The organism is Streptomyces sp. 3211.6 (assembly GCF_003634815.1).
In the GTDB taxonomy this organism is placed as follows: domain Bacteria; phylum Actinomycetota; class Actinomycetes; order Streptomycetales; family Streptomycetaceae; genus Streptomyces; species Streptomyces katrae_A.
Genome location: NZ_RBXC01000001.1, coordinates 3702243 through 3715222, shown reverse-complemented (window position 1 = coordinate 3715222; position 12980 = coordinate 3702243). Strand labels below are relative to the sequence as shown.

The window sequence follows — 12980 nt, the reverse complement described above, 5'->3', positions numbered from 1 at the left end:
CCCTGTGCGTCCGGTCGCCGGTCCGCTCCGTCCGCTCGGTCGGCGCGGTCCGGTCGGCCCGGCGGGTCACAGAGCCCCTTCCACGGCGCGGGCCACCCGAACCGCGTCGGCGGTCGCCCGTACCTCGTGCACCCGTACGGCCCACGCACCCTGGTGGGCGGCGATGGCCGAGACGGCGGCCGTGGCGGCGTCCCGTTCGCGGGCGGGCGGCGGGGCGGCGTCGGCGGCGCCGGCCAGGACGCGGCCGAGGAAGCGCTTGCGCGAGGCGGCGACGAGGAGGGGGAAGCCGAGGGCGCGCAGCTCGGGGAGGCGGGCGACGAGGGCCAGGTCGTGTTCGGCGTTCTTGGCGAAGCCCAGGCCCGGGTCGACGACGATCCGCTCGGGGGCGATGCCGCCGGAGACGACGGCGTCGATGCGGGCGCGGAGCTCGGCGGTGACCTCGCCGAGGACGTCGTCGTAGACGGCGAGGCTGTTCATGTTGTCGCTGAACCCGCGCCAGTGCATGACGACGAAGGGGACGTCGGTGGCGGCGACGGCGGGGATCATGCGGGGGTCGGCGAGGCCGCCGCTGACGTCGTTGACGAGGCGGGCGCCGGCCGCGACGGCCTGTTCGGCGACGGTGGCGCGCATGGTGTCGACGGAGACGGCGACGCCTTCGGAGGCGAGGCCGCGGACGACGGGGACGACCCGGCGGAGTTCTTCTTCGGCGTCGACGCGGGTGGCGCCGGGGCGGGTGGACTCGCCGCCGACGTCCACGAGGTCGGCGCCCTGGGCGACGAGGTCGAGGCCGCGCTTGACGGCGGCGGTGGTGTCGAACCAGCGGCCGCCGTCGGAGAAGGAGTCGGGGGTGACGTTGACGACGCCCATGACCGCGCAGCGGTCCCAGTCGGGGAGCCCGGCCACCAGGCCCCTGGGGGCGGGTCCGCGGTTCGTGTTCATGGGGTCCAGGGTAGATCCCGGACGGCGGAACGCCCCCGGGCCCTGGTGGGCGCGGGGGCGTTCGGGCTGCCGGCGGTCAGGCCGCCTGGACCTCGCGGTCCGGCTGGGCGGGGATCTCGGCGTGCGCATGGGCGCAGGGGCGGGGCTTCTTCGGGCGGCGGCGGCTCTCGAAGAGGCGGGGGATGGCCAGGGTGACGAAGCCCTCGGCCTGCATCACGGCGAAGCCGATGCGCGGCAGGTCGCGGTGGTGCCGGTAGACCATGAAACGCGGCTCCCAGCGGGGGCGGAACTTCTCGTTGAACTTGTACAGCGACTCGATCTGGAACCAGCGCGAGAGGAAGACGAGCAGGCTGCGCCAGGCGCGCAGGACCGGGCCGGCGCCGATCTTCTCGCCGCGGGCCAGGGCCGCGCGGAACATCGCGAAGTTCAGCGAGACCTTCTCGATCTTCAGTTCGGGGGCCTGCTGGAGGGCGGCGACGATCAGCAGCTCGTTCATGCCCGGGTCGGCGCCGCGGTCACGGCGCATCATCTCCAGCGACATGCCGTCCTTGCCCCACGGCACGAAGTGCTGGATGGCCTTGAGGTCGCCGAAGGGGCTGCTGTCGCCCTCCTCCACGCGGTGCGCGGTGGCGATGATGCAGTCGCCGTCGTCCGGGTCGCCGATCCGGCCCAGGGCCATGGAGAAGCCGCGCTCGGTGTCCGTGCCGCGCCAGGCCTCGGCGGCGCCGCGCACCTGGGACAGCTCGAACTCGTTGAGCTCGCTGACCCGGCGGACCTTGGTGGTGTAGCCGTTGCGCTCGATGCGCTTCACCATCTGGCGGACGTTGCGCATGGGGCGTCCGGCGAGGGAGAAGTCTTTGACGTCGACGATGGCTTCGTCGCCGAGCTCCAGGGCGTCCAGGCCCGTCTCGCGGGTCCAGACCTCGCCGCCGGTCTCGCTGCAGCCCACGACGGCCGGGGTCCAGGAGTGGGCCTTGGCCTCCTCCATGAACCGCTCGATGGCGCCGGGCCAGGCCTCGACGTCGCCGACGGGGTCGCCGGAGGCGAGCATCACGCCGGAGACGACGCGGTAGGTGACGGCGGCCTTGCCGCTGGGGGAGAAGACGACGGCCTTGTCGCGGCGCAGCGCGAAGTGGCCGAGGGAGTCGCGGCCGCCGTGCTTGGCCAGGAGCTCGCGCAGTTTGGCCTCGTCGTCCGCGGTGAGCTGCGCGGCCGGGTGCTCGGGGCGGAAGGCGAGGTAGATCGTGGTGACGGCGGTCAGCATGCCGAGGGCGCCGAGGGAGTAGCCGACGGTCCAGCTCACCCGTCCCGCGTAGTCGACCGGGCCTTCGAAGCCGAAGAGGCCGTAGACCACGTGGGTGATCTGCTCGTAGAGGCTGGGGTGGCCGACGACCTTGTTCGGGTGGACGTTGACGATGACCAGGCCCAGGCCGATGGAACCGGCGCTCATCAGCACGAAGTTCGCGAGTGCCTTCCAGCGGCTGCGCGGGTCCGGCAGGGCCTTGAATTCACCCTGGTGGCGTACGAGGAGTGCGAGCAGCACCGCCGAGATGACCACGCTGACGAACGAGTGGCGGTAGGCGAACTGCGCGACGGCACCGGCCGGCAGCAGGATGACGGCGGCGCGCCAGGCGCGCCGCTTGTTCCGCTTGAGTCCGTGCGCGAGCAGCAGGATCAGGACGCCCGCGCTGATGGAGAGGGCCGCGGCGAAGGGGCCCAGGGAGCCGGGCAGCACCTCGGTGACCGCGTGGAACCGGCTGTGGCGGAATCGCGGGAAGACGCCCGCCGCGATGTCCAGAAGGCCGACGATCATGACGGCCGTACCTACGAGGCCGGGCACCGACTCCGGCCTGGGTCCGCGGAAGATTCGCCGGACCTTACTCGGAACCTGTCCCGACTTATCGCCATCTATCCTGCTAGACATCGCTTCCCGTTGCTCCGCGAGAGATCATGTGGCCGAAGGCCGCGACAGCCTCCGGGGTGTGGTGCGTCCACTAGGACGACATCGAGGAGGAGCGGGTTCACTCTTCCGTCGGAAAAATCCAGTCCTGCCATCAGAAAGTCGACTGACTGCTCATGGGTCTCACCAGTAATGCCGTTCTGGTCCTGGCCATCATCGCCGGTGTAGCGCTGTTCGCGGTGACGGTCTGGCTCTGGCCGAAGCTCTCGGGCCGCACCTGGCGGTCGGTCCTCGGCCGGATCGGCCTCCTGCTCGCGACCCAGCTGGCGCTGTTCTCGGCCGTCGGTCTCGCCGCCAACAAGTCGTTCCTCTTCTACGGTTCCTGGGCCGACCTGTTCGGCCAGCAGACGGCCATCGGCAAGGTCGTCGACCACTCGATGAGCAGCAAGGACATCAAGGTCCTCGACAAGCAGAAGCTGGACGTCCCCGGGGGCGGCCAGCCCCAGGTCGGTGGTCAGATCCTGAAGGTCGCCATCACCGGGCAGAAGTCGAAGATAACGAGTCCCGGCTACGTCTGGCTGCCGCCGGAGTACTTCCAGCCGCAGCACAAGGACAAGAACTTTCCCGCCTCCATCGTTCTGACGGGTTACCCCGGTACGGCCGAAAACCTGATCAAAGGGCTGAACTACCCCATGACGGCCTTCAAGCAGGCCAAGCAGGGCAAGATGAAGCCGATGATCCTGGTGATGCTGCGCCCGACCATCGCGCCGCCGCGTGACACCGAGTGCGTGGACATACCGGGCGGCCCGCAGACGGAGACCTTCTTCGCGCAGGACCTGCCGCAGGCCATCCAGGGTACCTTCCGGGTCGGCAAGAAGCCGCAGAACATGGGCTTCATCGGCAACTCCACGGGCGGCTACTGCGCCCTGAAGATCGCCGCGCACCACCCGCAGGTCTTCGGCGCCGCCGCGGGCCTGTCCGCGTACTACAAGGCGGCGGACGACCCGACGACCGGTGACCTCTTCCGCGGCGACGAGAAGCTGAAGAAGGCCGCGGACGTGCTGTGGAGCGTGGAGAACAAGAAGCCCACCGGCACCTCCTTCCTCGTGACCACGAGCGAGAAGGGCGAGGACAACCTGCACGACACCAAGAAGTTCATCAAGCTGGTCAAGGGTCCGGACCGGGTCTCCTCGATCATCCTCGACAGCGGCGGCCACAACTTCAACACCTGGCGCCGCGAGATCCCGCCGATGCTGGTGTGGATGAGCAGCCGCATGCAGGCCTGAGGCCGGGAAGCAGTACCGGGCGGTTCCCGCCCGCGCACCACCGGGGCCCGACGTCCGTCGGGCCCTTCGTCATGCCGTCATGCGGCGGGCGGCTCGGCCCGGCGCAGCGCCCGGTGGACGCCTTCCGGGGTCAGTACGCCGACCAGTGCCCCGGACTGCGGGTCCGTGACCCCGATGCGGCCCGCGTCCTCCTGGAGCAGGGCCGCCAGGGCCTCCCGCAACGAGGCCCCCAGTGCCACGGACGCGGCCGGCGCCTCGCCGTCCCGCGCCGCCGTGAGGTCGGCCTCCCCGACGGGGGTGACCGCGAGCCGCTTGAGGCCCCGGTCGGCGCCGACGAAGGAGGCCACGTAGTCGGTCGCCGGCGCGCCGAGGACGGCCGCCGGGCGGGCGAACTGCTCGATGGTGCCCTCCCCGTAGACCGCGATCCGGTCGCCGAGCCGGACGGCCTCCTCCAGGTCGTGGGTGACCAGCAGGATCGTCTTGCGGACGGTGTTCTGCAGGGCGAGGAACTCGTTCTGGAGCCGCTCGCGCACCACCGGGTCCACCGCGCCGAACGGCTCGTCCATCAGCAGCACCGGCGGGTCCGCCGCGAGGGCCCGGGCGACCCCGACGCGCTGGCGCTGCCCGCCCGAGAGCTGCTCGGGGTAGCGGCCGCCGAAGACGGCCGGATCCAGTCCGACGAGTTCGAGGAGCTCGGCCGCCCGGGCGCGGGCCTTGGCCTTCGGGGTGCCGGTCAGCTGCGGCACGGTCGCCGTGTTCTCCAGCACCGTCTTGTGCGGGAAGAGCCCGACCTGCTGGATGACGTACCCGATGCGGCGCCGCAGCTCGACCGGGTCGGCGGCGGAGATGTCCTCGCCGTTCAGCAGGATCCGGCCCGAGGTGGGCTCGATGAGCCGGTTGACCATCTTCATCGTGGTCGTCTTGCCGCAGCCCGACGGGCCCACCAGGGTGACCAGCTCGCCCTCCGCGACCTCGAACGACAGGTCCTCCACGGCCGTCGTCCCGTCGGGGTACCGCTTGGTCACATGCTCGAATCGGATCACCCCGCCATCCTCCCCCACCGGTGCGCACGCATGGGCGAAGGCTTTGTGAGGGGAGTGTTGCACGTGTGCGAATGATTCCGGCCAGAGCGGGTGCTGGGGGTTATGGTCACACTGGCCGGGTCTTCGGGTACGCGTGTGCGAGCAGGGAAGGGGGTGAGCGGTGTGGCGGCACGGAACTGCGTGGTGGCGAACGACTGGATCTGCTGGGACTACGTCACCTCCCGCGCCCCGGAACTCGCCGACGCCACCCTCGAACACGTCTGGATCACGGCGGTTTCGGTGCTCATCGGTGTCGCCGTGGCCGTCCCGCTGGCGCTGCTGGCCCGCCGCGGCCGCCGCTGGGCGGCCCCCGTCCTCGGCCTGACCACCCTGCTCTACACGATCCCCTCCCTCGCCATGTTCTCCCTGCTGCTGCCCTTCTTCGGGCTCTCGGCGGCGCTCGTGGTGACCGGCCTGGTCCTGTACTCGCTGACCATCCTGGTCCGCAACCTCCTGGCCGGCCTGGAAGCCGTCCCCGAGGAGGTGCGGGAGGCCGCGCGCGGCATGGGCTACGGCCCCCTCCGGCTGCTGTGGCAGGTCGAACTCCCCCTGGCGCTGCCCGCGCTGCTCGCCGGGGTGCGGATCGCGACCGTCTCCACCGTGGCGCTGACCACCGTCGGCTCCATCGTCGGCAAGGGCGGCCTGGGCAACCTGATCGCCCCCGGCGTGAACAGCTCCTTCAAGGCGCAGGTGCTCACCGCCTCCGTGCTGTGCGTCCTGCTCGCCCTGGTCGCCGACCTCCTGCTGCTCGGGCTCCAGCGGCTGCTCACGCCCTGGACCCGCGCCGGCCGCCCGGCCCGGGCGAAGGGGGTCTGAGCCGTGGGAGGAGTCCTGGGCAGGACCTTCGACTGGCTGGGCGACGGCGCCAACTGGTCGGGGGAGAACGGTGTCTGGCACCGGCTCGCCGAACACCTCCTGGTCAGCGGGATCGCCCTGGGCGTCGCCTGCGCCGTGGCCCTGCCCGTGGGACTGTGGCTCGGGCACGTCGGCCGGGGCGGGGCGCTCGCCGTGAACCTCTCCAACGCGGGACGGGCCGTGCCCGTGTTCGCCGTGCTGGCCCTGTTCATGGTCTCGCCGCTGCGCAGCGCCGGCTACCTGCCGACCGTCGTCGCCCTGGTGCTGTTCGCCGTGCCGCCGCTGCTGACCAACGCGTACGTGGGCATGCGCGAGGTGGACCGCTCGGTGGTCGAGGCGGCCCGGGGCATGGGCATGTCCGGCCGGCAGCTGTTCTGGCGGGTGGAACTGCCGCTGGCCCGGGGGCTGGTGATGACCGGGCTGCGCTCGGGCGCCGTGCAGGTCATCGCCACCGCCACGATCGCCGCGATGGTCGGCCAGGGCGGCCTGGGCCGGATCATCACCGCCGGCTTCAACACGTACGACACCCCGCAGGTGGTGGCGGGCGCCCTGCTGGTCGCGCTGCTGGCCCTGCTGGTGGAGGGCCTTCTGGTGGCGGCGGACCGGCTGCTGCTGCGGCGCGGCCGCCCGGCGCCGCGCTGAGCTCCCGCCCCTTCTTCCGTAGCTTCCCCCTGATCTCCAAGGAGCATGATGAGCAAGTCCACGCGCATCCTCGGCGCGACCCTGGGCGCGGTGGCCCTGACCGTTTCGCTCACCGCGTGCGGGGGCGACAGCCTGGAGAAGAGCAAGGACGGCGGTTCCTCCGCCCCCGCGTCGGCCGCCGGGGGCGGCAAGGGGAAGCTGGTGATCGGCGCGGCCGGGTTCACCGAGTCAAACGTCCTGGCCGAGCTCTACGGGCAGCTGCTCAGGCGGGCCGGCTTCAGCACCTCCATCACCACGGTCAGCAACCGCGAGCTGTACGAACCCTCCCTGGAGAAGGGGGAGATCGACGTGGTCCCGGAGTACGCGGCCACGCTCGCCGAGTTCCTGAACGCCAAGGTCAACGGCAAGGACGCGCCCAAGGACAAGCCGGTGGCCTCCAGCGACGCGAAGGCCACCGTGGCGGCGCTGGACAAGCTCGCGGGCCCGCTCGGCATCAAGCCCCTGGAGGCCGGCGAGGCCGTCGATCAGAACGCCTTCGCCGTGAGCAGGGAATTCGCCCAGAAGAACAATCTCAAGACGCTTTCCGATCTCGGCAAGTCGGGGCTGAAGGTGAAGATCGCCGCCGGGGACGAATGCTCCGTACGCCCCTTCTGCGCACCCGGGTTGGAGAAGACGTACGGAATCCAGGTTTCCGGTATCGACCCCAAGGGTGTCGGCACCCCGCAGGCCAAGCAGGCGGTCAAGGACGGGGCCGACCAGCTCGTGCTGACCACGACCACCGACGCCACGCTGGACGGCTACGGTCTGGTCCTGCTGGAGGACGACAAGAAGCTCCAGAACGCCGACAACGTCCTGCCGGTGGTCAACGTCAAGCGCGCCGGCTCCCCGGAGGTCGCGATGGCCCTGGCCGACCTCACCAAGGTGCTCACCACCGCCGACCTCGTCGAACTGAACCGCAAGGTGGACGCCGAGCGGGCGAAGCCGGCGGACGTCGCGAAGGCCTATCTGGAGTCCAAGGGGCTCCTGACGAAGTAGCAGTTACGGGATCGATGGCGAATTGTGCGGTAACCGTCCGGCAGAGATTGCCGGGCGGGTACCCCACACGAGGCCCACGCCCTGTAAATTTCAGGCCATGCCCCGTGGACGTCACCGCAATCCCGAGCCCCTGCACCGACTTCTCACGCCGACGGCCGTCGGCGGGGTTTCCGTCGCCAGCGCCGGCGCGGCCTGGCTCCTCGCGGAACCCCTCGCGCTGCGCCTGCTCGTGGCCCTCACGGCGGCCGCGGGCGCCGGCGGCGCCGTCCTGATGCGCTCCTGGGACCGGGCGGCCGGCCGCCGGGTCGCGGAGCTGGCCCGCGAGCGGGTCAAGGACGAGTGGAAGACGGACGAGCGGATAGCCGAGCTCGAGTCCGACCTGGAGGAAGCGCGCGTGCTGCGCGCCAAGCTGGACGCGAAGCTGCGGGCCAAGCGGGTCGAACTCGCGGGCCTGCGCGGGGAGCACGCGGCGCTGCTGCGCCGGTACGCCACCGCCGAGACCGAGCGGGCCAGCGCGCTGGAGAAGCGGCGGCTGCTGGCGCTGGAGAACGCGGGGACCCCGAAGGAGCTCCCGGCGGTGTCGCAGGAGCGGACCGGCAGCGGGGCGCCGACCGCGGTGGGCTACGCCCGCGCCAACGCGGCGATGACCGCGCTGCTGCGCAAGTCCGAGGCCCGGGCGGCCGCCGAGGCCGCCGCCGCGGCCCCGAAGGCGCTGGCCCCGGCGGGCGGTTCCGCGCACGCCCGTACCGAGGCCCCCGCGGCCGCCGCCCCTGTGCCGGCGCGGCGCCCGGCCGCGCCGGTGGCCCCGTACGCGGCCCAGCGGCGTACGGCCTCGCGGGTCGAGGGGGGCTTCGACTTCTTCGGCACGAAGAACACCGCGCAGGCGCGGGCCGCGATCGAGTCCGTGCAGAACGAGGACCTGGCGGACGTGGTCGGCGCGGAGGCGCTGGCCGCGCACAAGGCGGAGTCCGCGGACGCCGGGGCCGGACCGGAGTTCAAGCCGGTGACGCCGGAGCAGCAGGAGGCGGCCGGCCAGGTGATCGACCTGACGGCCCACGACGAGACCGAGCCGATCGACGTGGTCCGGCTGAGGACCGCCATCTCCTAGCCGGGCCCCCTGCGGGATACCGCCGCGCGGAGCAGTCTCCCCGCCCCGCCCCCCACCCGCTCTCCGGGGCTCCGCCCCCGGACCCCCGGCGCTCTCAGACGCCGGCGGGGCCGTTCGTGTACGACTCCACCAGGCGGGCGAGGTGGCGGCCCGCCAGGAGGAGGGGGGTGCGGGAGCGGGTGACCTGGGAGGTCATTTCCGCGCCCTCCAGGGTGGCGATCACCGTGACCGCCAGGTCGCGGGAGTCCTCTTCCGGGATGCCGGAGGCCCGCAGCTTCGCCGCCACCAGTTCCTGCCAGCGCCCGAAGGAAGCCGCGCACGCCTCCTGGAGTTCGGGCAGCCGCCCGACCGACTCCAGGGCGGTGGCCGTGACCGGACAGCCGTCGCGCCAGTCCGATGCCGCGAGGGCGTCCGCCAGCACCCCGGCCGTCGCCTCGAGCGCCCGCGCCGCGTCCGGGTCGCAGTCCAGCGCCGCGCGCAGCATCTGCGCGAACTCCCCGTCGCCGTAGCCGATCGCGGCGACCGCGAGCTCCTGCTTGCCGCCCGGGAAGAAGTGGTAGAGCGAGCCCAGCGTGGCTTCCGCCTCGCGGACGAGCTGCTTGACGGGGGTGCTCTCGTAACCGCCGTGCTGCATCAGGCGGGAGGCGGTGCGGACCAGGCGGTCGCGCGTCCCCGCCTCCGCCTGCTGCTTGTGCTGCTGCCGCTTCGTCGTGCCCGCCGCTGTCGCTGCCATGCGGGGGAGTCTACCCCCGGAATTGGATAGAGCGCTCGTTCTAGTCCCGTGCTACGTTCGTCCCGAGCGCTGGATAGAGCGTTCGTTCTAGTCCTACTGCGTGGGGAGAACTCCGTCATGAACCAGGTTTCGATCATCGGCCTCGGCCCCATGGGCCAGGCCATGGCCTCCGCCTACCTCGACGCCGGCTACGCCGTCACCGCCTGGAACCGCAGCCCCGGCAAGGACTCCGCCCTGCTGGCCCGTGGCGCACGGCGGGCCGCCACCGCCGCCGAGGCCGTCGCGGCCGCCCCGCTGAGCATCGTCAGCCTCATCGACGTGGACGCCGTGTACACCGCGCTCGACGACGCCGACCTCGACGGCCGGGTGCTGGCCAACCTGTCCTCCGACGTCCCGCAGAAGGCGCGGGCCGCCGCAGAGTGGGCCCGGGAGCGCGGGGCCTCCTACCTCACCGGCGGGGTCAACGTCCCGCCGGCCGGCATCGGCCAGGAGGGCGCCTCGATCTTCATCAGCGGCCCCGAGGAGGTCTACGCGGAGCACCGCGCCGCTCTCGACGTCCTCGCCGCCACCGACTACCGCGGCGCCGACCCCGGCCACGCGCAGCTGTACTACCAGCTCAACATGATCATGTTCTGGACCGCGTACACGGGCTGGTACCAGGCCGTGGCCGTCGCCCGCGCCAACGGCCTGACGGCCGCCGACATCCTCCCCTACGCCGGCTACACGGCCGACAGCATGCGCGGCTTCTACGAGGGCTCCGCGCCGCTCGCCGACGCGGACGACCACGACGGCACCCACGCCCGCCTCGCGATGTGCGCGGCGAGCCTGGAGCACGTCCTGCACACGGCCGCCGCCTCCGGCGTGGACACCGGGATCCTCGCCGCCCACGCCGAGCTGTACCGGCGCGGGGTCGAGGCGGGCTTCGGCGCCGACGGCACCGCCCGCCTGCTCGGCCTGCTGGGCGCGCCGAAGGCGGTGGCGGCAGGGGCCTAGACCCGGGCGCTCAGAACAGCGGGAGCTGGCCCGGGTGCGGGCCCAGGGCGAAGCCGTCCAGGGTCGGGGCGCAGGCGCCCAGCACCACGCGCGCCCGGGAGCCGGGGCAGGAGACCAGGCCGGCCCGGCGCCCCGCCGGAGGGTCGTGGCGGGCGATCCGGCCGGCCGTCACCGCGCAGTCGCGGCCGCAGGCGGGGCAGGCCCGTCGGGGGGAAGCGGACATGCCCCAAGTCTGCCCTGCCCCACCGGCATCCACCCCGCCGGCCCGTCGCCTCAGCCGCCGGCCCGTCGCCTCAGCCGGCGGCCGCGGCCGCGGGCGCGGCCTGGCCCGCCCGCCACGCCTCGTGCGCCCGGGTCACCCGGTCCCACAGGGCGGCGCGGTCCTCCGGGGTGACGTCGTCCAGGGCCCGGCCGAAGACCTCCTCGACGGCCCCGTAGAACTCGTCGGCGCCGGTGAGCTCCCGGACGGTGCGCGCACCGTCCACCGCGGTGTGGATCAGCATCCGGCCGTGCAGCCTGTCGATGCCCCGCCCGCTGCGCCGGAGCATCACGAAAGACTGCCGGAACGGAGACTCCTCGGCGGTGGACAGCCACCGGTGCGCGGGCTCGAAACCGGCCATGGAGGCGGGCGCCGAGCGGAAGTTCATGCGCGGCGTCGGCACCCCGTCCCGGCGCAGGCTCCAGCCGTCGCCCTCGCTCGCGCCCTCGTCCCAGGTCACGGCCAGCGGCTCCAGCCGGTATGCGAAGCCCTGCTCGTACGCGCCCGCGCGCAGCGGCAGCGGCTCGAGCGGGCCGTCGCCCATGCCGACGTCCACGAAGTGCTCCCGCCCCCCGACCCGTACGGTCAGGGCGAGGTGGTCGCCGCCCGCGTCCCGGGCCTCCGGGTCGGCGTGCATGCCGCCGAGGTGGCGGGTCACGTCGTACCCGAGCCCCTCCAGCAGCGCGGCGAAGGCCCCGTTGAGGTGGAAGCAGTACCCGCCGTGCCCGGCGGCGATCCGGCGCACGGACAACGCCGGGTCGATGCCCGGCGGCCGGCCCAGCTGGATGTCGAGGTTCTCGAACGGCACGCGCTCGACGTGGGCGCGCGCGAGGGCGTACAGCCCCTCCACGGAGGGGGAGCCGGGATCGGCGACGCCGATCCTGCGGAGGTAGCCGGTGAGGTCGTCTCGGGTGACTGTGGTCATACGGGCGACGGTAGGGCGCCCGTGCCCCGGCCCGGCGGCGATCGGCCGCCGACCGTCAGGTCCGGGCCGCCGGCCTACTTGTCGATGTCGCCGACCACGAAGAACAGCGAGCCCAGGATCGACACCATGTCCGCGACCAGCTGGCCCGGCAGCAGCACCGCCAGGGCCTGGATGTTGTTGAAGGAGGCGCTGCGCAGCTTCAGCCGGTACGGGGTCTTCTCGCCCTTGGAGACGAGGTAGTAGCCGTTGATGCCGAGCGGGTTCTCCGTCCAGGCGTACGTGCTGCCCTCGGGTGCCTTCAGCACCTTCGGCAGCCGCTGGTTGACCGGCCCCGGCGGCAGCTGCGCCATCCGGTCCAGGCAGGCCACCGCCAGGTCCAGGGCGTTGTGGGTCTGGTCGAGGAGCACCTCGAAGCGGGCCAGGCAGTCGCCCTCGGTCCGGGTGACCACCTTCAGGACGTCCTGGAGCTCCCCGTACGCCAGGTACGGCTCGTCGCGGCGCAGGTCGAAGTCCACGCCGGAGGCGCGCGCGATCGGGCCGGAGACCCCGTACGCGTGCACCGCCTCCGCCGACAGGACGCCGATGCCGCGGGTGCGGCCGCGGAAGATCTCGTTGCCGTGGACCAGCTTGTCGTAGACGTCCATCCGGGTGCGGACGTCGGCGATCGCCGCCCGGGCCCGGCCGAGCCAGCCGGCCGGCAGGTCCTCCTTCAGGCCGCCGACCCGGTTGAACATGTAGTGCATGCGGCCGCCGGAGATCTCCTCCATGACGGCCTGGAGCTCCTCGCGCTCCCGGAACGCATGGAAGATCGGGGTGATGCCGCCCAGCTCCAGGGGGTAGGACCCGAGGAACATCAGATGGTTCAGGACCCGGTTCAGCTCGGCGAGGAGCGTGCGCATCCACACCGCCCGCTCGGGGACCTCCATGCCCAGCATCCGCTCGACGGCCATGACCACGCCGAGTTCGTTGGAGAACGCGGACAGCCAGTCGTGGCGGTTGGCGAGCATGACGATCTGGCGGTAGTCACGGGCCTCGAACAGCTTCTCCGCGCCACGGTGCATGTAGCCGACCACGGGCTCCGCACTGGCGATGCGCTCGCCGTCCAGGACGAGCCGCAGCCGCAGCACGCCGTGGGTGGAAGGGTGCTGAGGCCCGATGTTGAGCACCATGTCGGTGCTCTCCGCCGCGCCGCCGATGCCGACCGTGGTCTCCGTCATGGGCGC

13 protein-coding genes are annotated in these 12980 nt (G+C 72.4%); 6 read left to right on the top strand and 7 right to left on the bottom strand.

Annotated elements, in window-relative coordinates:
- Window positions 1-66 precede the first annotated feature (66 nt).
- Complete coding sequence (folP, locus tag BX286_RS17000) at window positions 67-939, bottom strand: dihydropteroate synthase (protein WP_121015358.1); 873 nt, start codon at window positions 937-939, stop codon at window positions 67-69.
- Between the two features lie 76 nt (window positions 940-1015).
- A complete protein-coding gene (locus BX286_RS16995) occupies window positions 1016-2863 on the bottom strand; it encodes a phosphatidylglycerol lysyltransferase domain-containing protein (RefSeq protein WP_079428075.1) in 1848 nt (615 codons plus the stop codon).
- 152 nt (window positions 2864-3015) lie between these two features.
- Between BX286_RS16995 and BX286_RS16990 the strand changes: the two genes are divergently transcribed.
- Entirely contained in the window at window positions 3016-4125 is a 1110-nt protein-coding gene (locus BX286_RS16990; protein ID WP_079428073.1) for an esterase family protein, read from the top strand.
- Window positions 4126-4202: 77 nt separating this feature from the next.
- Here the strand turns inward: BX286_RS16990 and BX286_RS16985 are convergent, their stop codons facing one another.
- Entirely contained in the window at window positions 4203-5168 is a 966-nt protein-coding gene (locus BX286_RS16985; RefSeq protein ID WP_100863430.1) for an ABC transporter ATP-binding protein, read from the bottom strand.
- Window positions 5169-5330: 162 nt separating this feature from the next.
- Here BX286_RS16985 and BX286_RS16980 point away from each other — a divergent pair, with 162 nt between their 5' ends.
- The 4 genes from BX286_RS16980 (at window position 5331) to BX286_RS16965 (ending at window position 8847) form a co-directional block, all read left to right on the top strand.
- Window positions 5331-6023 carry an ABC transporter permease gene (locus BX286_RS16980; protein ID WP_121015356.1) on the top strand — a complete coding sequence of 231 codons (693 nt, stop codon included), beginning with the start codon at window positions 5331-5333 and terminating at the stop codon, window positions 6021-6023.
- 3 nt (window positions 6024-6026) lie between these two features.
- Complete coding sequence (locus BX286_RS16975; protein ID WP_079428068.1) at window positions 6027-6704, top strand: ABC transporter permease; 678 nt, start codon at window positions 6027-6029, stop codon at window positions 6702-6704.
- 48 nt (window positions 6705-6752) lie between these two features.
- A complete protein-coding gene (locus tag BX286_RS16970) occupies window positions 6753-7739 on the top strand; it encodes an ABC transporter substrate-binding protein (RefSeq protein WP_100863431.1) in 987 nt (328 codons plus the stop codon).
- A 97-nt stretch (window positions 7740-7836) separates the two neighbouring features.
- Window positions 7837-8847: a hypothetical protein gene (locus BX286_RS16965; RefSeq protein WP_079428064.1), complete on the top strand. Its 1011-nt coding sequence runs from the start codon at window positions 7837-7839 to the stop codon at window positions 8845-8847.
- 94 nt (window positions 8848-8941) lie between these two features.
- Here BX286_RS16965 and BX286_RS16960 read toward each other — a convergent pair whose 3' ends face one another.
- Window positions 8942-9580, bottom strand: coding sequence for a TetR/AcrR family transcriptional regulator (locus BX286_RS16960; protein ID WP_079428056.1), 639 nt, complete (start codon window positions 9578-9580; stop codon window positions 8942-8944).
- 117 nt (window positions 9581-9697) lie between these two features.
- Here BX286_RS16960 and BX286_RS16955 point away from each other — a divergent pair, with 117 nt between their 5' ends.
- The gene (locus BX286_RS16955) at window positions 9698-10573 is read left to right on the top strand and encodes an NAD(P)-binding domain-containing protein (protein WP_100863433.1); all 876 of its coding nucleotides are present in this window, start codon (window positions 9698-9700) and stop codon (window positions 10571-10573) included.
- Window positions 10574-10583: 10 nt separating this feature from the next.
- On the opposite strand, the gene BX286_RS16950 is transcribed toward BX286_RS16955, so the two are convergent.
- The 3 genes from BX286_RS16950 to BX286_RS16940 form a co-directional block, all read right to left on the bottom strand.
- On the bottom strand, window positions 10584-10796 hold the full coding sequence (locus tag BX286_RS16950) for a hypothetical protein (protein WP_079428052.1): 213 nt from the start codon (window positions 10794-10796) through the stop codon (window positions 10584-10586).
- Between the two features lie 70 nt (window positions 10797-10866).
- Complete coding sequence (locus BX286_RS16945) at window positions 10867-11757, bottom strand: arylamine N-acetyltransferase (RefSeq protein ID WP_121015353.1); 891 nt, start codon at window positions 11755-11757, stop codon at window positions 10867-10869.
- Window positions 11758-11831: 74 nt separating this feature from the next.
- Entirely contained in the window at window positions 11832-12974 is a 1143-nt protein-coding gene (locus BX286_RS16940) for an NADH-quinone oxidoreductase subunit D (protein ID WP_100863435.1), read from the bottom strand.
- Window positions 12975-12980 lie beyond the last annotated feature (6 nt).

Bases quoted from the DNA above. Each gene is read 5' to 3' on its own strand.
- folP (WP_121015358.1), bottom strand. From the start codon at position 939: ATGAACACGAACCGCGGACCCGCCCCCAGGGGCCTGGTGGCCGGGCTC.
- BX286_RS16995 (WP_079428075.1), bottom strand. From the start codon at position 2,863: ATGTCTAGCAGGATAGATGGCGATAAGTCGGGACAGGTTCCGAGTAAG.
- BX286_RS16990 (WP_079428073.1), top strand. From the start codon at position 3,016: ATGGGTCTCACCAGTAATGCCGTTCTGGTCCTGGCCATCATCGCCGGT.
- BX286_RS16970 (WP_100863431.1), top strand. From the start codon at position 6,753: ATGAGCAAGTCCACGCGCATCCTCGGCGCGACCCTGGGCGCGGTGGCC.
- BX286_RS16965 (WP_079428064.1), top strand. From the start codon at position 7,837: ATGCCCCGTGGACGTCACCGCAATCCCGAGCCCCTGCACCGACTTCTC.
- BX286_RS16960 (WP_079428056.1), bottom strand. From the start codon at position 9,580: ATGGCAGCGACAGCGGCGGGCACGACGAAGCGGCAGCAGCACAAGCAG.
- BX286_RS16955 (WP_100863433.1), top strand. From the start codon at position 9,698: ATGAACCAGGTTTCGATCATCGGCCTCGGCCCCATGGGCCAGGCCATG.
- BX286_RS16950 (WP_079428052.1), bottom strand. From the start codon at position 10,796: ATGTCCGCTTCCCCCCGACGGGCCTGCCCCGCCTGCGGCCGCGACTGC.
- BX286_RS16945 (WP_121015353.1), bottom strand. From the start codon at position 11,757: ATGACCACAGTCACCCGAGACGACCTCACCGGCTACCTCCGCAGGATC.
- BX286_RS16940 (WP_100863435.1), bottom strand. From the start codon at position 12,974: ATGACGGAGACCACGGTCGGCATCGGCGGCGCGGCGGAGAGCACCGAC.